The 18,960-nt window shown below is 53.9% G+C and carries 17 protein-coding genes and 2 tRNA genes; 5 read left to right on the forward strand and 14 right to left on the reverse strand.

Annotated features, from left to right (window positions below; genetic code table 11):
- Positions 1–103: 103 nt before the first annotated feature.
- The 3 genes from ACFOWX_RS07370 (at position 104) to ACFOWX_RS07380 (ending at position 4,992) form a co-directional block, all read left to right on the forward strand.
- Positions 104–180 (forward strand) — tRNA-Pro (locus ACFOWX_RS07370).
- Between the two features lie 115 nt (positions 181–295).
- Positions 296–2,446 (forward strand): EAL domain-containing response regulator, encoded by a 2,151-nt coding sequence (locus ACFOWX_RS07375; protein WP_381422748.1) that lies wholly within the window; start codon positions 296–298, stop codon positions 2,444–2,446.
- On the forward strand, positions 2,443–4,992 hold the full coding sequence (locus ACFOWX_RS07380; RefSeq protein ID WP_381422750.1) for an ATP-binding protein: 2,550 nt from the start codon (positions 2,443–2,445) through the stop codon (positions 4,990–4,992). Before ACFOWX_RS07375 ends, ACFOWX_RS07380 begins: the two co-directional genes overlap by 4 nt.
- Positions 4,993–5,013: 21 nt before the next feature.
- Here the strand turns inward: ACFOWX_RS07380 and ACFOWX_RS07385 are convergent, their stop codons facing one another.
- The 4 genes from ACFOWX_RS07385 to ACFOWX_RS07400 all read right to left on the reverse strand — a co-directional run bounded on the left by ACFOWX_RS07385 (position 5,014) and on the right by ACFOWX_RS07400 (position 8,935).
- On the reverse strand, positions 5,014–5,946 hold the full coding sequence (locus tag ACFOWX_RS07385) for a crotonase/enoyl-CoA hydratase family protein (RefSeq protein WP_381422752.1): 933 nt from the start codon (positions 5,944–5,946) through the stop codon (positions 5,014–5,016).
- A gap of 244 nt (positions 5,947–6,190) precedes the next feature.
- Positions 6,191–7,762 carry a cisplatin damage response ATP-dependent DNA ligase gene (locus ACFOWX_RS07390; protein ID WP_381422754.1) on the reverse strand — a complete coding sequence of 524 codons (1,572 nt, stop codon included), beginning with the start codon at positions 7,760–7,762 and terminating at the stop codon, positions 6,191–6,193.
- A complete protein-coding gene (locus ACFOWX_RS07395) occupies positions 7,759–8,760 on the reverse strand; it encodes a ligase-associated DNA damage response exonuclease (protein WP_381422756.1) in 1,002 nt (333 codons plus the stop codon). The genes ACFOWX_RS07390 and ACFOWX_RS07395 overlap by 4 nt, the downstream gene beginning before the upstream one ends.
- 87 nt (positions 8,761–8,847) lie before the next feature.
- Positions 8,848–8,935, reverse strand: a tRNA-Ser gene (locus ACFOWX_RS07400).
- Positions 8,936–9,080: 145 nt separating this feature from the next.
- Here ACFOWX_RS07400 and hspQ point away from each other — a divergent pair.
- Positions 9,081–9,446: a heat shock protein HspQ gene (hspQ, locus tag ACFOWX_RS07405; RefSeq protein ID WP_381422758.1), complete on the forward strand. Its 366-nt coding sequence runs from the start codon at positions 9,081–9,083 to the stop codon at positions 9,444–9,446.
- A gap of 14 nt (positions 9,447–9,460) precedes the next feature.
- Here hspQ and ACFOWX_RS07410 read toward each other — a convergent pair whose 3' ends face one another.
- The 8 genes from ACFOWX_RS07410 to ACFOWX_RS07445 form a co-directional block, all read right to left on the reverse strand.
- The gene (locus ACFOWX_RS07410) at positions 9,461–10,495 is read right to left on the reverse strand and encodes an SO2930 family diheme c-type cytochrome (RefSeq protein WP_381422760.1); all 1,035 of its coding nucleotides are present in this window, start codon (positions 10,493–10,495) and stop codon (positions 9,461–9,463) included.
- Complete coding sequence (locus ACFOWX_RS07415) at positions 10,495–11,697, reverse strand: parallel beta-helix domain-containing protein (protein WP_381422762.1); 1,203 nt, start codon at positions 11,695–11,697, stop codon at positions 10,495–10,497. Before ACFOWX_RS07415 ends, ACFOWX_RS07410 begins: the two co-directional genes overlap by 1 nt.
- 88 nt (positions 11,698–11,785) lie before the next feature.
- Positions 11,786–12,484: an aspartate/glutamate racemase family protein gene (locus ACFOWX_RS07420; protein WP_381422764.1), complete on the reverse strand. Its 699-nt coding sequence runs from the start codon at positions 12,482–12,484 to the stop codon at positions 11,786–11,788.
- A gap of 141 nt (positions 12,485–12,625) precedes the next feature.
- Positions 12,626–14,038 carry an NAD(P)(+) transhydrogenase (Re/Si-specific) subunit beta gene (locus tag ACFOWX_RS07425; protein WP_381422766.1) on the reverse strand — a complete coding sequence of 471 codons (1,413 nt, stop codon included), beginning with the start codon at positions 14,036–14,038 and terminating at the stop codon, positions 12,626–12,628.
- Position 14,039: 1 nt separating this feature from the next.
- Complete coding sequence (locus ACFOWX_RS07430) at positions 14,040–14,321, reverse strand: NAD(P) transhydrogenase subunit alpha (protein WP_381422768.1); 282 nt, start codon at positions 14,319–14,321, stop codon at positions 14,040–14,042.
- Positions 14,321–14,800, reverse strand: a complete 480-nt coding sequence (locus tag ACFOWX_RS07435) for a hypothetical protein (RefSeq protein WP_381422770.1) — start codon at positions 14,798–14,800, stop codon at positions 14,321–14,323. Before ACFOWX_RS07435 ends, ACFOWX_RS07430 begins: the two co-directional genes overlap by 1 nt.
- The gene (locus tag ACFOWX_RS07440; RefSeq protein WP_381422772.1) at positions 14,797–15,909 is read right to left on the reverse strand and encodes an NAD(P) transhydrogenase subunit alpha; all 1,113 of its coding nucleotides are present in this window, start codon (positions 15,907–15,909) and stop codon (positions 14,797–14,799) included. The genes ACFOWX_RS07435 and ACFOWX_RS07440 overlap by 4 nt, the downstream gene beginning before the upstream one ends.
- 7 nt (positions 15,910–15,916) lie before the next feature.
- A complete protein-coding gene (locus tag ACFOWX_RS07445; RefSeq protein ID WP_381422774.1) occupies positions 15,917–16,042 on the reverse strand; it encodes an aa3-type cytochrome c oxidase subunit IV in 126 nt (41 codons plus the stop codon).
- A gap of 156 nt (positions 16,043–16,198) precedes the next feature.
- Between ACFOWX_RS07445 and ACFOWX_RS07450 the strand changes: the two genes are divergently transcribed.
- Complete coding sequence (locus ACFOWX_RS07450; RefSeq protein WP_381422776.1) at positions 16,199–17,626, forward strand: sigma-54-dependent transcriptional regulator; 1,428 nt, start codon at positions 16,199–16,201, stop codon at positions 17,624–17,626.
- Here ACFOWX_RS07450 and ACFOWX_RS07455 read toward each other — a convergent pair.
- Both ACFOWX_RS07455 and ACFOWX_RS07460 read right to left on the reverse strand, forming a co-directional pair.
- Positions 17,623–18,042 carry a DUF2177 family protein gene (locus tag ACFOWX_RS07455; RefSeq protein WP_381422778.1) on the reverse strand — a complete coding sequence of 140 codons (420 nt, stop codon included), beginning with the start codon at positions 18,040–18,042 and terminating at the stop codon, positions 17,623–17,625. The genes ACFOWX_RS07450 and ACFOWX_RS07455 overlap by 4 nt on opposite strands.
- 73 nt (positions 18,043–18,115) lie before the next feature.
- Positions 18,116–18,889, reverse strand: coding sequence for an outer membrane protein (locus tag ACFOWX_RS07460; protein WP_381422780.1), 774 nt, complete (start codon positions 18,887–18,889; stop codon positions 18,116–18,118).
- Positions 18,890–18,960: the final 71 nt, after the last annotated feature.

Genomic DNA, 18,960 nt, shown 5'->3' on the forward strand with positions numbered 1-18,960 from the left:
GACAGATGATTCTGGCAACCGGCATCAACAACATAATCCATCTTGAATGCTTTCGGACGCCGCTATATGGGCGATATAGGATGTAATGGCATCGCATATCGGTCGGGGAGTAGCTCAGCCTGGTAGAGCACCGTCTTCGGGAGGCGGGGGCCGGAGGTTCGAATCCTCTCTTCCCGACCAGCCATTATAACCTCCTCCGCCTGCCCTATTTCGGCCACTGCACTTGTAACAGACAAAGCCTATTCCCCAACGCCGCGTTAACCATTCCTTGACCTTGTCAGCTTAGGGAAAATCCATGCACGCGCGCATTGTCATAGTTGACGATCGGGCCACAAATCTGCGGATATATGCGCAGTTCGTTGCCATGATGGGTCCGGAATATTCCGCCACTTGTTTCCAAAACGCTTTGGAGGCTTTGGAATATCTCGATAAAAATGACGCTGACCTGTTGATCGTTGACTATCGCATGCCCGATTTAAACGGCGCGGAATTTATCCGAGCGGTGCGGGCCAAAACCAGCGGCTCGTATATTCCCGCCATCATCATCACCGCGCGTCAGGACCGTGAATGCCGGATCAGCGCACTGGACGCCGGCGCGACCGATTTTCTGCAAAGCCCGGTATCGGACACCGAATTTCGCGAACGGGCAGAATTGTTGTTGGCGCAACATCGCAAAGAATTGGAGCTAGCCGCTCGCACAGCGCAAAATCCGCTGAACACGCATGCGTCCGACATTGAGAATGTTTCGATATCCACGGCTAAGTCGATGCTGGAACAGATTATCGACACGACGCCAATTTTGATCAACGCAACCGACCGGAACGGCAAATTCCTGTTCATGAATAGTTATCAGTCACAGCTATTTGGCAAAGAACCGGATCAGCTCGTCGGCAAACCACTATCCGATATTTTAGACAGCAATTTTGCGGAGCAGGAAACAAGACGCAATATTGTCGTTCTCGAAACCGGGCGCGCAACGACCAGTTATGAACAAAAATATGTCAGCGACGGCGTCGACCTGACTTTTCATTGCACCAAATCACCGCTGACCAATATTGATGGTCAGACAATCGGTGTATTGACGACCGGCGTCGATATTACGGCGCGCAAATTTGCCGAGGAACATCGCACCCATCTGGCGCTGCATGACATGCTGACCGGCCTGCCGAACCGAGTGCTTCTGTCGGAACGGATGCGCACCACAATTGATGACTGTGTCAAAAATGGCAAGGTTGCGGCGCTATTGCTGCTTGATCTTGATCGCTTCAAAATCATCAACGACACACGCGGGCATCAGGCCGGTGACATGCTGCTGCGTCAAGTTGCAGACCGGATCAGCAATTTGGTGGGTCCCCGTGATTTTGCCGCCCGTATTGGCGGCGACGAATTTGCCATCATTTTGAACGATGTGCGCGATACGCAAGACATAAATGTCCAATGCATGAAACTCTTGTCGCAGATTGGCCTGCCCTATTCTATCGGCGGTGTCGAACAATTGATTGGCGCCAGCATTGGGGTCACCATGATCCCTGAAGATAATCTGTCTTCGGACGAATTGCTGCGGCTCGCCGACCTTGCCATGTATGAGGCAAAATCCAATGGCCGCAATTGCCATTGCTTCTTTTCCCCGCGATTGAACCAGATTGCACAATATAATGCCGGGTTAGAAGCCGACTTGCGCGAAGGGCTGGATAAAAGCCAGTTTTTCCTAGAATATCAACCGATAGTCGAAACAATCACCGGCAATTATGTGGGGTTGGAGGCGCTGATCCGATGGAATCACCCCAAAAAGGGGTTGTTGCTTCCCAATGATTTTATGCGGGTTGCCAATGACAGCGGTTTGATTGATCGGATAGGCTCTTGGGTAATCGAAGCGGCATGTCAGCAAATTGCCGCATTCAATGATGCCGGAGTGGTCATTCCGCATATCGCCGTCAATGTGTCTCCGCGCCAATTTGAAAATCAGAATATGAGCGCCAATATATTGGACAATATTGCAAAATATAATGTCCCGGCGGGGAAGCTATCAGTAGAGATAACCGAAGAATTATTGCTGGATCATAATCAGCATGTGCATGAGGAATTGTTCAAACTGCGCGAAAATGGTGTCGATATCTCGATCGACGATTTTGGCACTGGCTATTCCTCGCTGCAATATCTGCGCGATTTGCCTGCCACCAGGCTCAAAATAGACCGCACCTTCATATCGCGGATTGAACATTCCTCTGCCGATCGGGCGATCATTTCAACCATCGCCCATTTGGCCCATGCTTTGGACATGCGGGTCATTGCAGAAGGCGTCGAAACCGAAGCGCAATATGCGCTGCTGCGGGCATCGGGATGCGATGAGGTGCAAGGCTTCCTTGTTGGCCGCCCGCTATCCGTTGGCCAACTGCATGAACTATTCGATCATGGTCCCGCGCAATTTGTGGTGGGTCAATCATGATAGAGCGGATCAAAACCAAATTTGCCGCACGCACGCCGGAACAGGAAATCTTGTTCAACCGCTTGGTGATCGGCATATTGGCCGCTCTCGCCTGCTATTGGGTGGGACTTAACATTGCGGTAAGCGCGGCGTTCACAGTCTATCTGCTATGTAATGGCGCGCTATACGTGATGCAGAAAGCGGACCTGTGGCAGGCGGAAAAGCGCTGGTATGCTGCGATTATTCTGGATGTGTGGATGGTGATGGCTACGATGCTGGTCGAGCCTGAAAATATGTCCTGGGCTTATCCCATGATATTGTGGATGATATTGGGCAATGGTTTCCGGTTCGGGCTCAGATATCTCGCAGCCGCGTCTATTTTGTCGGCGCTCGGTTTTGGCTTTGTCGTTGCGACGAGCGCATATTGGCAAGAGAATTCGATAACCGGATGGGGCTTGACCGGCGCGTTGATAATCATTCCTGCCTATTGCTCCACGTTGATCCGCAAATTGTCAAAATCCAAGGAACAGGCCGAAATGGCAAGCCGCGCCAAAAGCTATTTCCTTGCCAGCGTCAGCCACGAACTTCGCACACCGCTGAATGCGATATTGGGTTATGGTAACCATCTGAAACAGATGAAATTACCAAAAAAGCAGCATGAAATGGTCGAGGCCTCCGTTCTGGCTGGTGAACATTTGCTGAAACTGATCGAACAATTGATACAAGTGGCAAAGACCGAAACGGGTGCACCAGAAACGAAAAATACCAGGTTCCGGCCCACCGATATTATGACCGAAGTCCGGGACATTATGGCGATCCGTGCCGAGGAAAAGGGATTGTCGGTCAAATTGCATGCGGCGGCAATGACCGATGAATTGGTTGATGGTCCCGAAGAAATTACCCGGAACATCCTGATTAACCTGATGGGCAACGCCATTAAATTTACCGAAAGCGGCTCGATTTCAATCCGCAGTGCGATACATAATGCTGATGGTACCGACATGTTATGTGTCACCGTCTGCGATACAGGAATTGGCATTGCACAAGGCGCGCAGGAAAAAATCTTCAAACCGTTTCAACAAGCTGACGACAGCGTCATGGACCGTTTTGGCGGGACTGGCCTTGGCCTTGCCATTTGCCGGCAGCTTGTCGAACAAGTCGGCGGCGAGATCAACGTCACTAGCCAAGTCGGGCATGGCAGCGAATTTCATGTAAAGATTCCCGTTAACGTCGGGCAAAATGTCAATGGCAGCATAAACGATACCGCCGCCGCCGACGGGTTTGCAGACCGGGCAGAGGAAGACATCCATATTCTCTCGTTGGGGCAGCTTGAGCCTGAACTGCTCGCCAGCGCACAATCACAGGATAATTACATTGTTCGGCACATTGCATGCGCCAGTGTAGCCGATATTCAATCGGCAATTGATGGCAATGAACTGGCCAAATTCTCTATCGCTTTGATCGACTATAATCTTGCCGCGCAGCTTGACGCGGACCACTCACTATGGGCGCAATTTGCCGCAGCAGAAGTTGCGCCGGTATTGGTCGAGGCGGCTGAAACCGTTGAATTGGAGGATATCGCGTTGCGCGCTGCATTTGCGTCGGTCATTCCCGCGACGCCAAATTTCCAACAATTGCGCAGCGCGGTGCGGATCGGCTGTTCTTTTGCAAAGCATAACAGCTTTGACGAAGAATATGACGACAGCGAACCGGCCACAGTCGCGCCGCGTTCCGTGCTCGTTGCCGACGACAATCGAACCAACCGCAACGTTTTATCGGCGATATTGGAGTCCGCTGGGCACAAAGTCATCATGGCGACCGACGGCGATGAAGCGCTGGATATATTGGAGCAGGGCGGGATTGATATTTGGCTATTGGACGTCAACATGCCGCGGCTGAATGGTATAGATGCCTGCGCCATGTGGCGGCAGATTGAGGGCAACCGCGAGCATTTACCCATTATCGGCGTAACCGCCGATGCCACCAGTGAAACCGAAGAAAAATGCCTTGCCGCGGGGATGGATTTGCGGATTACCAAACCAGTCGATGCCCGATTGCTGATCAATATCATCGAAGAATATTGCGGCGCTATTGAGCCTAATGAAACGGCGCCACTATCGGCGCCCGGCTCTGTCGCTAGCGACCCGCTGGGCCGGGTGGTCAGCCTCCAAAATAGGCAAGTTAGCCCGTCATCTGCCCTTAATCCCGCGCAAATTGAATATCTGGCATCTATTGGCAATATGAAATTTGTTGCTGAAATGATCGATAGCTTCCGCCAAGATGCTGAGGAAGTTATAACCGATATGCAGAAATCTGTGGCCGGCGGAGATGTAGATCAATTCCGCTTTTGCGCCCATGCCTTAAAAAGCTCAGCCAACAATATTGGTGCAGAAACATTGGCCGCTATCGCCGCAAAACTGGAAAAAATCACCGAAGGCGAATTTCACGAAATGGCCTCGACCTACTTACAGAAAGTGGAAGCGGAATTGCTCCGGGTCAGGGACGCTCTCGACCTTGAATGCAAGGGATTTTCGAGCGACGTCGGCAGAACATCATCTGCCCATTAACGCCCGGACCCTAAAGCCAGATTATCCAACCGAACCCAATGTCCGGTTCATCCGGCGCTCCTGCGCGCTGGCCAGCCGTTCCATTTTGCGCACATCGGCATCGGTCAATGTCATCGCAGTTTCAGCCCAGATATGCGTGATTTTCAGCAATTCTTGCAAATCAACAGGCGATGTCACCCGCCTAGAACGATAGACCGCGCGTTCAGCGGCAAACCTTCCGCTATTTCGCCGCGTATAATCGGCAATTGCCTCTTCGCCTTCACCATCGTCGACCAAGATATCGACAATGCCCATATCGTATAATTCTTGCGCGCTGTAAATTTTGCCTTCCAAGATAAAGCGTTCCGCCATTTGACGGCCAACACGGCGGCTTAAAAAGCTATATGCGCCCATTCCAGGGAACAGGTTGAAGATAATTTCAGGCAGCCCCATGCGGGCACTGCGCTCTGCTACCAATATGTCAAAAGCAAGCGCATGTTCAAATCCGCCGCCCAGCGCATCCCCCTGCACCAAAGCCATGGTCACGATAGGCGCGTCAAAACCAACCGAATTGGCATATTGCATGCGAACACACGTTTCCGCGTAGTGCCGCATTGCGTCATAATCCCGGTCACGGATACATTGCGCAAAATGCAGTAAATCGCCGCCCAAATTATAGACACCGGGTGTTTTCGACCCGCAGACAAAATAACGCAAATCATCCTTATTTTCATTGGATGAGCTTTTATAATTGTCCGAAATCCAATCATGCACCTGCTGAATTTCTGCACCCAAGCTATAGGTATAGCTAGGCCGGCCGCGTTGGTTCATGAAGCACCAGAATATCGCGTCTTGCCGGTCATGACGCACAATGATTTCTTCGAATTTGCGGCCGTGGATTGCCGAGCCGACGGGCACCGCATTGCTGCCCGATAATATCTCGACTTCATTGGTGACGCGGGTGTGTAAAGACATAATGCCCCCGAAAAAATAGTAACAATCTGGCCACCCCAACCAGAACACGATCATAGCAGTTTTTGCGGACAATCAAGGTAAAAAAATGATTAACGGGCAAATATTGTAAAAATGCGACATTTATCAGTTTTTACAAAATCACTGTGTTAACCAATAGTTACGGCAGGGCGTTGATAAAATTCATCAACTTATCAGCAGTATAGTTGGTTAAGACAAACCGGCCCTTCGGGGCGGAAGCGAGTGCTCAGCTGATCAAATTTTTCAGCGTTTTCAATTGGTCTGCCTCTTGCGCAGGCTTGTCTTTACGTATCCGGTGTACCCGGGGAAAGCGCATGGCAACGCCGGACTTATGCCTTTTGCTGCTATGGATCGAATCAAAGGCAATTTCCAATACTAGCTTTTTCTCTACCTCTCGCACGGGCCCAAAGCGCGCGATGCTATGTTCGCGGACAAATCGGTCGAGCCATTTCAATTCTTCGTCGGTAAAACCAGAATAGGCCTTACCCACCGGAAGCAGTTGTCCATTTTCATCCCAGCAGCCAAATGTGTAATCGGAATAAAAAGACGCACGGCGGCCATTGCCGCGCTGCGCATACATCATCACGCAATCGGCGGTTAACGGATCCCGTTTCCATTTGTACCAAAGCCCCGCCTTACGGCCTTGTATGTAGGGGCTGTCGCGCCGCTTTAACATCACGCCCTCGATCGCCGCTTCGCGTGCTGCGTCACGCATCTTTGCCAGCGAGGCAAAATTATCTGCCTCAATAACCGGCGATAGATCGAACCGGTCAGCCGCCAATGTGCCGGTAAATGCCTCCAACCGCCTGCGCCGGTCAGTCCAGGCTAGATGCCGAATATCGTTATCGCCATCCACAAGGATATCATACAGGCGCACAAAGGCTGGATATTCGTTCAGCATTTTATTGCTCACGCTTTTGCGGCCCAACCGCTGCTGCAGAGCGTTGAAGCTAGCAGCGCCCCCGCCCTGCCCTTCTCCGCGCACCAATAGCTCACCATCGACCACACCGTTCTGGGCGATTGCACCGATAATGTCAGGGAAAGCTGCGCTAATGTCGTCTCCGCCCCTGCTGAACAAGCGCGTCTCTCCGTTTAAGTGCACAATCTGGACCCGGATGCCGTCCCACTTCCACTCGGCGGCATAATCGTTCAGATCGACTGTCTCATCACCCAATGGATTGGACAGCATAAACGGCCGAAAAAAAGCTGTGGCCGACAAATCGGGGGCGATGCCGCCCTCGTCCGCCCAGGTGAACAGTTCACCATAGGGCGGCGTCAATGCGTGCCAATATTCCTCAACCCGCTCCAATGGCACATCGAACGCCTGCGCAAAGGCTGTCTTTGCGAGCCGCGCCGACACCCCAATCCGCATCCCGCCAGTCGCCAGTTTCAACATGGCATAGCGGCTTTCGCTATCCAGCTTATCCAATAAATCCGCCACTATTTCGGGCGCGCTGATCCGGTTACAGCCGGCCAATGCCGTCACCACCATGTCGAGCGACATTTCCTCTGCCTTTTGCGCCCCGCGCGGCTGCCATAATAGCGCGACCGTTTCTGCTGTATCGCCCACATGATGGCGCGATAGGCGGAATAATTCGGGATCGGTTCGCGTCGCCGCCAATTTGCGGATGGTCGATGATTTTACCGCTGGAAAATCAAGGCTGTCGGTTAATGCAGCCAGCGCCCAGCCCCGGTCAGGATCCGGAGCAGAACGCAGATAGTCCGCAATGGCCGCCAATTTCGCGTTGCGCGACCGTGTGTAAATCAAACGGTCGATCAAGTCGGCAAACCGCTTCATCCGTCATCTTCTTCGGCGCGGCCCACCATCGCAAGTGCGCGCGCCTTGATCTGGTTTAATTCGCACCAGCGCAGCAAGCCGTCTTCGCTGCCATGGGTGATCCATGTTTCGGCTGGCCGCACTTGTTTGATTGTGTCGGTCAATTCATCCCAATCGGCATGATCAGAAATAATCAGCGGCAATTCAATCCCGCGTTGCCGGGCCCGGCCGCGCACCCGCATCCATCCAGATGCCATGGCGGTAACCGGACTGGGCATACGGCGGCTCCATTTATCGGCCAGCGCCGATGGCGGGCATAATATGATTTGCCCCTGCATTTGATCTTTGTCGCTATCTTGGACCAGCAGCAATTCGCCCAGATCAATGCCATGATCGTGATATAGGTCACACATTTTTTTAAGCGCGCCATGCAGGAATATGGGCTGGTCCCACCCTGCCCGGCGCAATTCGGCAATCACCCGCTGCGCCTTGCCCAGAGCATAGGCGCCGACCAATATCGACCCGTGCGAATGCGCTTCTCGCTGCGCCAGCAATTTGGCGATTTCATTCTCAATCGGCGGGTGACGAAAAACCGGCAATCCAAACGTCGCCTCGGTAATGAAAATATCGCAGGGCACGATTTCAAACGCGGCGCAGGTGGGGTCGGCCCGCCTTTTATAATCGCCAGTGACAACAACGCGCTCGCCCGCATATTCCATCAATATCTGCGCGCTGCCCAATACATGCCCAGCCGGGTGAAAGCTAAACCGCACACCGCCCCGTTCAAACCCATCACCATAGGGCATGGCAGTTCCCGATTTTGTGCCATAGCGCAAAGCCATAATCGCCAATGTTTCGGGCGTAGCAAACACCTCACCATGCCCGCTACGCGCATGATCGGCATGGCCATGGGTAATCACAGCACTCGGCTGCGCCGATGACGGGTCGATCCATATATCCGCCGGACGAACATAAATGCCGCCGTTACCCGGAATGATCCAATTTTCTGTTTGCGGCATAATTGTAACTTAGGGCACCGCCCCTGTCATTCAAGCACGGAAAATAGCTGTATAGCAGCGGCCGAACATATAACGATCGAGTTGAAATGGCGGAGAGACAGGGATTCGAACCCTGGGTACCTTACGGCACAACGGTTTTCGAGACCGCCCCATTCGACCACTCTGGCACCTCTCCGCATTCAAAACAGACATGGTCGTTGCCATATAGCGGCGCGTCCGTTCGGAAAAGATGGCGGCCATTAACGCATCATCTCGGCTTTGCCAAGGTATGATTGCACCCTTTGCTTGATTTGCCGCAATAGAGTGCCGATATAGCGAATATGACTAAAAACCCGCTCGATCCGAAAATTGCCGCTCCTGAAATAGCCGAAGCGCAATTTTCCATTGGCGATGTTGTACGCCACCGCATTTTTGAATTTCGCGGTGTCATTTTCGACGTCGATCCGGTCTTTGCAAATAGCGAAGAATGGTACCAATCCATTCCGGAAGCCGTGCGCCCCGCAAAAGATCAACCTTTTTACCACCTATTCGCCGAAAATGCCGAAAGCAGCTATCTGGCTTATGTCAGCCAACAAAATCTGTTGCCCGACAAACAATCGGGCCCCGTTAATCATCCAGCAATCGGTGAGTTTTTCAGTGAATGGGATGGTTCACATTACCGCGTCAAACGCGAAATGCGTCATTGAACCGGCGATCAGGGTTAGGACCCGGCCTGCTCCGGCATTTCTTTAATCCATTGTTCAAGCAGCAGCAGTCCCTCACCATGAACCGACGCGCGGCCTAGCTCAGGCATAGCGACGCCGGGATCAAGGCTCTTCATCCGGTGGATCAGGATGGATTGTTCGGGATGCCCAGGCGCAATCACAAATTCCAGCCCGCCGCTACCCCGTCCTGCCGCGACAGGGCGTTTGCCAATTCCCAAATTGGCCGCCGGATAATTGCCCCGATCAAAAAACAGACCGCTATTACTCGCCGAACCGCTTGGCCGGTGACAATGGCCGCAATTGACATAGAGATACGACGCGGCCCGGGCATCCACTCCGGCGGATGCTGGTTCGTCCCACCGGGCAAAATCCATGACCGCGCCGCCGGTATAGCCGCTACCGCGCAGCAGCCGCTCCTTCGCCTGCTTATCGGCAAATTGCATATTGCCCAGCATCGGGCCAACGGGCTGCACTATATTATTTGAGGCATGGCATTGTTTGCACTGATTTTTATTCGGCACGGCATAGCTAATCTGCTGTGGCGCAGCTCCGCCGGGCGGCGTGAAACGGACCTCGATCCTTTTTCCGCCCAGCTTCAAATCGGCATCCCGCCCATCATCGCGCCAAACATAAGGTAGCGCCGTCCAGCCATCGGCGCGGTTGAGCAACAGCCGCGTCTCCAAAATATGCAGCTGTCCATCCGCCTCTGCATAGCCAAAGCTTTTGATGATTGCGGTGCCTAGGGGAAAAATCAACCGGCCGCTGCCTGCCTCAACCTGAACCGATTTTCCGGTCGGTAGATAAATAAAACGCTGCTTTTCCGCATAATCGGAAAAGAGCGGCATGCCGAGCGTATAGGGGATCAACTGCGCCGAAGGCCGATGCGCGCTGCCGTCAAAAAAACCAAATTCCGATAATGTTTTGGGCATCTCGCCCGCCAATATCGTTTCAGCCGATATATCGGCGCGCTCCTGCGCTGGCAAAATTGTTGCCGCGCCTAGCAAGAGCAAAGCGGGCAACAGCAGGCGCATTATTGGACCACAGCCTCCATGCTGCCCGGCAATGTGATGGCTGGCAATTCAGCGGGTATTTTCCCGTCTGCGGTCAACGGCACTGGATTGGCCGATACGGGCGACGCCTTTATATCGGTCAGCCCCAGATTCAACGCAGCAACATTGTCGGCGATGGACGGCGCATAATCGCTACCCCCTGACCCGTCCCAGAATATCGGCGGCAAATTTCCGCCCAGCGCTTTCATAATTTCAAAGCCGCCGGGAAAATCGGGTGCCCAACCCGAACGCAGATGCTGATTATCCCATATCGCAACCTGTGACGGGATGGGATCATATTCGGCGTCATCAAAGGCATTGCGATAGCCCACCACCATCACATTGGCGGTGCCATTGTCGCCAATCACATTATCGAAAATCTGCACATTGCGATTGGCCATCACCATGACCCCGGTTCCTGTGGGGACGCTGGCCACGATATTGCCCTTTGGCGCGAAATTTGGGGTCATATTATTGATGACGATATTGGAAAATATCCGCACATTATGACCGCCCTTTTGCGGCAAATTGGGCAGGTCGAAAACCAATATGCCGCCGGTATTCTTTGTCACGATATTGTCGAGCACATCGGCGTCATAGCTATTTTCAATTTCGATCCCTGCGACATTTTCCACCGCTGTCGATCCGCGCACGATAATATTGCGCGACTGGCCCACATAAATTCCAGCATCCGAAGCGCCGCGCACCAGCACGCTGTCGATCAGGACATCTTTGCTTTCCACTGGATAAATCCCATAGGCGCCATTGGTGGAAAGCGGTCCGCCAGTCCATTCAACGCGCAGCTTGTGATAAACAATCCGGTCCGCGCCTTTCGATTTGATACCATCGCCTTTGCTATTTTCGACCGCAAATTCGCGCAGGACAACATCGTCTGAGCTGATCAACAAACCCTCGCCTGCGCCCGCTTGGCCCGTGAAGTCCAAAATTGTTTTCTCGCTGCCCTGCCCCTTGACCGTTACACGGTCCACATCGAGCGAAAGCCCGTCGGTCAAACGAAACCGGCCCTCACCTATTTCGACCACATCGCCGGGCTGTGCGACGATCAACGCTTCTTGAAGCCGCTCTTGCGCATCTTCGCCACTGGCTACCGTGATTGTCTTGGCAGCAGCCGAAGAGCCCATCATCGCAGCCGTCGCAGCGGCGCAGCTTATCAATAATCTCATCCTCATTGGCGGCAATGTGCCGCAACATCGCGCCCTTGCCAAGCCCTTCATTGCCAAGCCCTTCATTTGGCCCAGAGGACAGCAACGATCAGGGGGCGTCGCCCAATATCCAATCGACAATGGAATCGGCATGAATTTCGGTGCTATTATAGATGGGCAGGACATTGGCTTTTGTATCGACGAGCTTTACCAACTCCGCTGCGCCCAAGATAATCGCCTTCACACCTTCTTGGTCATAATTGGTGATGAAGGTTTTCAATGTCCGTTCGGAATCGCGCGTGACGATACCTAGATTCAGTTCCTTGTGAATGATCCGGTCAATTTCCGTAACCCGTTCGGGTTTTGCCGGGGCCAGCGTCACCCCTTGCTTGACAAGCCGCTGCCGATACCAATTTTCGGCCATCACATTGCGCGTCCCCATGAGCGCGGCGGAACCGATGCCATCGGCCTTTATCTTCTTACCCACAGCATCAACGATGTGGATCACAGGAACATCAACCGCCGCCACGACCTCATCATACACGCGGTGCATGCTATTGGCACAGATAAGCAGCGCGGTGGCACCCGCATCCTCCATCCGTTTGGCCGACGCGACCAGTGCCTTACCAATTTGATCCCAATCGGCATCCGACAGATCGCTGGAAATATCTCCGCAATTTAGGCTTTCGAGGATGATGGGCGGGCTGCACGTGCCGCCAATGCGTTTGTGAATCTGAGTATTGATCCGGTGAAAGTATAAGGACATTGCATACCAGTTCACCGCACCGATCAGGCCAATTTTGCGCATTCATAATTCTCCAATAAACGCCAAGACTGCCCCTCGCCCCGCAACACCATAAAAGCGCCGAGGCCGCAAGGCTTTAGTGGAGATTTTTGCAACTTCGCCTATTCCGCCGCCCGAAACCAAATCCAGTCCCTAATCCAGAGCCTAATGCTGAAGAGACTTCACAATGTCCTCGACCATTTTCTTGGCATCGGCGAGCAGCATCATTGTCTGATCCATATAGAAAACGTCATTGTCGACCCCGGCATAACCAACGCCGCCCATCGACCGTTTGATAAAGAATATCGTCTTCGCCTTATCCACATCAAACACCGGCATTCCGTAAATGGGTGAAGATTTGTCAGTCTTTGCCGCTGGGTTCACCACGTCATTTGCACCGATAATGAAAGCCACATCGGCCTGGGCAAATTCGCTGTTAATATCCTCCAGCTCAAATACTTCGTCATACGGAACATTGGCTTCGGCCAGCAAAACATTCATATGACCCGGCATCCGCCCGGCCACAGGGTGGATGGCATATTTGACACTGACGCCTTCTTTTTTCAGCAGGTCGCCCATTTCACGCAAAGCATGCTGCGCCTGTGCCACGGCCATGCCATAGCCCGGAATAATGATAACGCTCTCGGCCTGCGCCATCATATAGGCCGCGTCCTCGGCGCTGCCGGCTTTCCACGGACGATCCGACTTTGCCGCGCCGTCGCCGCCGCCCGAACTATCCGCGCCAAAACCGCCGGCGATAACGCTGATGAAGCTACGGTTCATCGCTCGGCACATGATGTAAGAGAGGATCGCGCCGGAGCTGCCCACCAATGCGCCCGTGATAATCATCGCGCTATTGTGCAGAGTAAAGCCCATCGCCGCTGCTGCCCAGCCCGAATAGCTATTCAGCATCGACACGACGACCGGCATATCCGCGCCGCCGATGGGAATAATGAGCAGGAATCCAATAAGGAACGCGAGCGCCGTGATCGTCCAAAATACCCACGGGCTTTGATCGATGGTGAAATAGCCGCATAGGCCAATAATCGCCGCAAGCGTGCCCAGATTAATGATATGCCGCATCGGAAGGAGTATCGGCGCGCCCGACATCTTGCCCGCAAGTTTGAGGAAAGCGATAACCGACCCTGAAAAAGTGATCGCGCCAATTGCTGCGCCTAGGCCCATTTCCACGCGGCTAACGGGGTTAATGACGCCGTCCACCGCAATACCGAATGCACCAGGATTCAGGAATGCCGCCGCCGCCACCAGCACCGCGGCAAGGCCGACAAGACTGTGAAAAGCGGCGACCAATTGCGGCATATCGGTCATGGCGATTTTGCGGGCGGTGAACCAGCCAATGCCGCCGCCAATCGCGATTGCGCCCAATATTTCGGGAAGCGCCGCAACCTCATGCGTCACCAGCGTCGTGACCACGGCGATCAGCATCCCTGCCATACCAAAACGGTTGCCGCGCCGCGACGATGCGGGCGAGCTTAATCCGCGCAGTGCAAAGATGAAAAAGACCCCAGCGACAAGATAGGCAATCATGGCCCATGCGGGAACGGCGGCATGTTCCATATTACTTATCCTTCTTTTTATACATGGCGAGCATCCGCTCGGTCACGGCAAAGCCGCCAAAAATATTGACGCTGGCGAGCACCACAGCAATCAGCCCGAGCCATTTCGCCCCCGACGCGCCCGCCGCCGCAGCCGCAATGAGCGCGCCAACAATAATCACCGAACTAATCGCATTGGTCACCGCCATCAACGGTGTGTGCAGCGCGGGTGTTACCGACCAAACGACATAATAGCCAACAAAACAGGCCAATACGAAAATCGAAAGAATTGAAATAAAGTCCATTATTTTGCCTTTTCTAAAGCGGCCTTTGCCATGTCTTGCACGCGCACCAATGCTGCATCGGCTTGGTCCATGCGATAGATTGAATAAGTGATTTCCTGATCCGTTGCCGTCCCGCTGGCGGCGGCGCAATCAATCGTTGCGCGAAGTTGCTCCCAAGCGACCCGCGAGCCCGCTTCGGCAATTTCCGCATCGAGCCATAATGGCGTATTGGCGAGATCGGTCATTAAGCCGCGAAATTTGACCAATGTTTCAGCTTTGCGTGCGGCGTGCGCTGCGATGGGTGTTGGCGCGCAAGCCTCTTCGGTCGCATCATAAAATTGCCGCACAGATTGCCGAAATGCTGTGCGCTCATTTGTTGCGCGGCTGACCCAAACGCGGTCAATATCCTGCGCCAACGGTGGCAATGTCGCCAAAGCGGCATGCGGCAATGTGACAACCACAGCGCAAAGCGCGGCGGGCAAAACCAGCCTCAAGCTCACCCCAACAGCCTCTGATTCACAATCTTGCCATCTTGGGTCAAGCGGATTGCGTCGCCGATTTCTGCGTCCAGCACTGGCTTGACTGCTTCTTTGTCCCAAAATGCGTTCAGGAAATTGAAAAGGTTGCGGCTGAATAACGCGCTGGCATCGGCGGCCATATGCGCGGGCGTGTTGCTGTGACCGATGATTTTGACGCCGTGCTTTTCCACCAGCTTATCGGGCTCGCTGCCTTCAACATTGCCGCCTTGTGCCACGGCCAAGTCAAATATGACGCTACCCGGTTTCATTGTCGCGATTTGCGCGTCGCTGACCAACCGCGGCGCAGCACGGCCCGGGATCAGCGCGGTGGTGATGACGATATCCTGCTTGGAAATATGCGCAGAAATCAGCTCGGCCTGCTTCGCCTTTTGCTCATCCGTAAGTTCCGCCGCATAGCCGCCAGTGCCCGATGCCTCCAGCCCTTCGGCAAAAACTGCCTTTGCGCCAAGGCTGGCAATTTGTTCCGCCGTTTCAGGCCGCACATCGGTCGCGCTGACCTGCGCGCCCAGCCGCCGGGCCGTTGCAATTGCCTGCAATCCGGCAACACCGACGCCCATGATAAAGGCTTTGGCCGCGCTGACAGTGCCCGCCGCCGTCATCATCATGGGAAAGGCGCGGCCATACGTGCTCGCGGCATCAATGACCGCCTTATATCCGGCCAGGTTGGATTGCGAAGACAATATGTCCATCGACTGCGCCCGAGTGATACGCGGCATAAATTCCATCGCCAGCGCCTCAATCCCCATCGCCGCATAGGCGTCCACCCGTTCGCGCTGACCAAAAGGATCAAGCGAAGCGGCAAGCCATGCACCTTTTTTGACGCCAGCCATTTTCTTGGGATCGGGGCCTTGGACGCTCAATAATATATCGGCGTCTTTTATCACCGCGTCGCGGTGCGCAATGGCGGCCCCGGCGGCTTCGAAATCAGCGTCCCCAATTGACGCGGACAAGCCAGCACCCGACTCCACCGATACACTGGCCCCCAATGCAATATATTTTTTGACGGTCTCCGGCGAGGCCGCAACGCGGGTTTCTCCGGCTGCAGTTTCCTTCAGGACGGCAATTTTCATGCGCGCGTCAATTGGATATAATCAAAACAACGAGCACCGTGGTAACTGCGGCTATGACGCTACCCCATTTCAAAAGGTTCAAAAAACCTTCATATGTGCCCTTTGCGGTGGTGATATCCTGTTGTTCGGCCATAATGTCCTCCAATGGCAATGTTATCGTTACTACCGGCCTTAACCCGTAGCGACCGATTGCTCAAGCGGTCTCGGCAAAGAAATCCTATTCTGCTTAACATGGCATTTACCCCTTTTTGATAATGCAGCGGTTCAAAGATTTTTCAATGGGCCGTGAATGACCGAGAATGAAACCAGATTATTGATGCTTGTCGATGACGAACCGGCACAATGCAGGCTCGTTTCGGCGATAGCGGGCCGTGCCGGTTGGCGTACGGTTTTCGCACGCGATGCGGAAACCGCCATTGCTATGCTCGGCACTCAGGATGGCATGATGCTTGATGCGATTTTGCTCGATCAATGGGTGCCCGGCTCCGAATCGGCCGCTTTGATCAGCGAATTAAAGTCGCGCCGCCCCGCCCTGCCGATCTTGCTGATGACCGCAATGGGGTCGAACGAAAGCGCGATTGAGGCCATGCGCGCGGGCGCATCGGATTATATTATCAAGCCGGTGGCCGCCGAAAGACTGATTGCCGCGCTCAGCCTTGCCGCAGACAGCGCCAAAAATTTCGGCGAATTGCAGCCGCTGACCGAAAAAATAACTCAGACGCTGGAATTTGAAGAGATTATCGGTTCGGCTCCGGCCTTCCGCACCGCGCTCGCCATTGCCGCAAAAGCCGCACGCAGCCGCGCCCCTATCTATATTGAGGGCGAACCGGGCGTCGGCAAAGAAGTGGTTGCCGACGCGATCCATACCGCCAGCCCGCGCGCGAAACAGCCTTTCTTGAAAGTAAATTGCGGCGCAATCGCTCCCAATTTGCTCGATTCGGTTTTATTCGGTCATGAAAAAGATGCCTTTGCCGGCGCGTTTGACCGCCGTGTCGGTATATTGCAGCAAGCAGAAGGCGGCACAGTCTTTTTGGATGAAGTCGATCAAATGACCCCCGAGACGCAGGTCCGTTTGGTCCGGCTGCTCACTCAAAATGAGATACAGCCGCTCGGCGCCAACCACAGCTACCGCATCGATGTGCGGTTGATTACTGCCTGCAATGGTAGCCTCGCTGGGAAGCTCGCCAATGGTGAATTTCGTGAGGATTTATTCTACCGGTTGAATATCGTTCAGCTCACCATTCCACCTTTGCGCGAACGAACGGGGGATATACCAGCCTTGGCCCGGCATTTCTTGGGCCGTATGGCCACACAGCCCGGCCTTCGTAGCCTTGGCATTACCGAAGAAGCGCTGAATATCCTGCGGGGTTATGACTGGCCCGGAAATGTCCGCCAATTGCAAAGCGCTCTGTTTCGCGCCGCCGTTCTATGCGACCGGGATGCGTTGACGCCGGAGGAATTTCCGCAAATCGCAGCCAGCGTTGCTGAAACAGGTACAGCGGGCATATTGGGCGGCGCCAGCAATGAAGCGATTGGCATCACCCTATATGAAGAAGATGGCAATTTGCGGCCCTTGGAACAGATTGAGGCGGACGTGATCCGGCTGGCCATCGGTCATTATCGCGGCCGCATGACCGAGGTTGCTCGGCGGCTGGGCATTGGCCGTTCGACATTATACCGCAAGCTATCCGACCTCGGGATAAGCGACGTCGCCTAAACGGCTTTACCAAATATCCAGGTGGTAATCCAATATCCGCCGAGCGCCGCACCGCCCGTCAGAATCGTGCCCCAGATCATATCCAAGATGGTGACTTTCAAACTCCATTGTTTGAGCACCGCATAGCTGGTCATATCATAAGTCATATAACAGAAGAAACCGAGCAGCGCGCCCCACAGCAGCGCGGTTTGCCATTTACCGTCATTCAGCGCAGGGCCAACGGCAAAGATCATGATCCCCAAAATATACAACAGGTAAAATGCGATGGCAGGCCCCATACGAAACCCGCCTTCATACAGCATATCGCCAATTTCCGGCTTATACAGTTTCTCATAAGCGTTTTTCAGCCACACAGAATCAATTAGCAGAAAGCTGACCCCGGTGGCGATATAAGCGGCGATATATTTGATGATCATGGCTGGCCTCCTTGAACTTTCACTCTTGTTCAAGGAGGCGAGGCCAAAGGTCAATGCAGTTTATCGGCTACCCCTATTTCCCGCCAAAGGGAATGCGCACGCCGAGCGACAGGATTGACTGATCGCTATCGACCTCCAGATCCGCAGGTAACAGGTTGAGGGCAATCCGGGCCCGGTCGGCTGACCGGTAGGTATATTGGCCAAACACTTCCATCGAGGGGCCGATTTTATAGGTTAGCCCGGCCATGCCCTGCCACGCAAATACCGTCGCATCATCATTGGCAACATCGACGCCCGACGGGATGAAACGGACATCGGTCACTTGAACCCCGGCACCTGCGCCAATGTAGGGTTGCAGCGCGCCTTCCTTGTTAAAGTCGTAATAGATGTTGGCCATCGCGCCGTAAGTTTTTAGCTTGCCATCATCAACCGCCAACACATCGCCTACCAAAGGATTTGTTGCACTCGCCGCGCCGCGCGTCAGAACGGCAGAGTCAACGCCGTCAATATTCGCTCCGCCGACCAGTAATTCGGTGTGGCTGTCAACGCCATTTTCATTATAGAAACCTTGCAATTCGACCCGAAATCCGTTGTCAAAACGGTAACCGCCCATCAGGTTCAGGTCGAACCCGCTGTCCAATCCGGTTCTCCATTCAACCGGTGTCCCAGATGGGATGGCTGGAAAATCAGCGGTAGCGGCAATGGGGGCCGTGGTCTCTCCGCGATTTTGGGAATCATCGGGCAACGTGACCCCGACCGATCCTCCAATATAGGGTTCTCCCGCATGGGCCGTGCCGGCGATCAGCGAGCAGGCCGTAACTGTTACTATTTTCGTTAAATTGCGCATAACAATCTCCATTGGTCATTGTTTTTGCCCCGCCCGCAACATGGGGCTGCGCAGCTTAATTTAACCTAACA

Source organism: Sphingorhabdus arenilitoris, from assembly GCF_042651485.1.
Lineage (GTDB): Bacteria > Pseudomonadota > Alphaproteobacteria > Sphingomonadales > Sphingomonadaceae > Sphingorhabdus_B > Sphingorhabdus_B arenilitoris.

Bases quoted from the DNA above. Each gene is read 5' to 3' on its own strand.
- hspQ (WP_381422758.1), top strand. From the start codon at position 9,081: ATGACTAAAAACCCGCTCGATCCGAAAATTGCCGCTCCTGAAATAGCC.
- ACFOWX_RS07440 (WP_381422772.1), bottom strand. From the start codon at position 15,909: ATGAAAATTGCCGTCCTGAAGGAAACTGCAGCCGGAGAAACCCGCGTT.
- ACFOWX_RS07410 (WP_381422760.1), bottom strand. From the start codon at position 10,495: ATGCGCCTGCTGTTGCCCGCTTTGCTCTTGCTAGGCGCGGCAACAATT.
- ACFOWX_RS07415 (WP_381422762.1), bottom strand. From the start codon at position 11,697: ATGAGATTATTGATAAGCTGCGCCGCTGCGACGGCTGCGATGATGGGC.
- ACFOWX_RS07430 (WP_381422768.1), bottom strand. From the start codon at position 14,321: ATGGACTTTATTTCAATTCTTTCGATTTTCGTATTGGCCTGTTTTGTT.
- ACFOWX_RS07445 (WP_381422774.1), bottom strand. From the start codon at position 16,042: ATGGCCGAACAACAGGATATCACCACCGCAAAGGGCACATATGAAGGT.
- ACFOWX_RS07390 (WP_381422754.1), bottom strand. From the start codon at position 7,762: ATGAAGCGGTTTGCCGACTTGATCGACCGTTTGATTTACACACGGTCG.
- ACFOWX_RS07380 (WP_381422750.1), top strand. From the start codon at position 2,443: ATGATAGAGCGGATCAAAACCAAATTTGCCGCACGCACGCCGGAACAG.
- ACFOWX_RS07375 (WP_381422748.1), top strand. From the start codon at position 296: ATGCACGCGCGCATTGTCATAGTTGACGATCGGGCCACAAATCTGCGG.
- ACFOWX_RS07420 (WP_381422764.1), bottom strand. From the start codon at position 12,484: ATGCGCAAAATTGGCCTGATCGGTGCGGTGAACTGGTATGCAATGTCC.
- ACFOWX_RS07425 (WP_381422766.1), bottom strand. From the start codon at position 14,038: ATGGAACATGCCGCCGTTCCCGCATGGGCCATGATTGCCTATCTTGTC.
- ACFOWX_RS07385 (WP_381422752.1), bottom strand. From the start codon at position 5,946: ATGTCTTTACACACCCGCGTCACCAATGAAGTCGAGATATTATCGGGC.
- ACFOWX_RS07450 (WP_381422776.1), top strand. From the start codon at position 16,199: ATGACCGAGAATGAAACCAGATTATTGATGCTTGTCGATGACGAACCG.
- ACFOWX_RS07395 (WP_381422756.1), bottom strand. From the start codon at position 8,760: ATGCCGCAAACAGAAAATTGGATCATTCCGGGTAACGGCGGCATTTAT.
- ACFOWX_RS07455 (WP_381422778.1), bottom strand. From the start codon at position 18,042: ATGATCATCAAATATATCGCCGCTTATATCGCCACCGGGGTCAGCTTT.
- ACFOWX_RS07460 (WP_381422780.1), bottom strand. From the start codon at position 18,889: ATGCGCAATTTAACGAAAATAGTAACAGTTACGGCCTGCTCGCTGATC.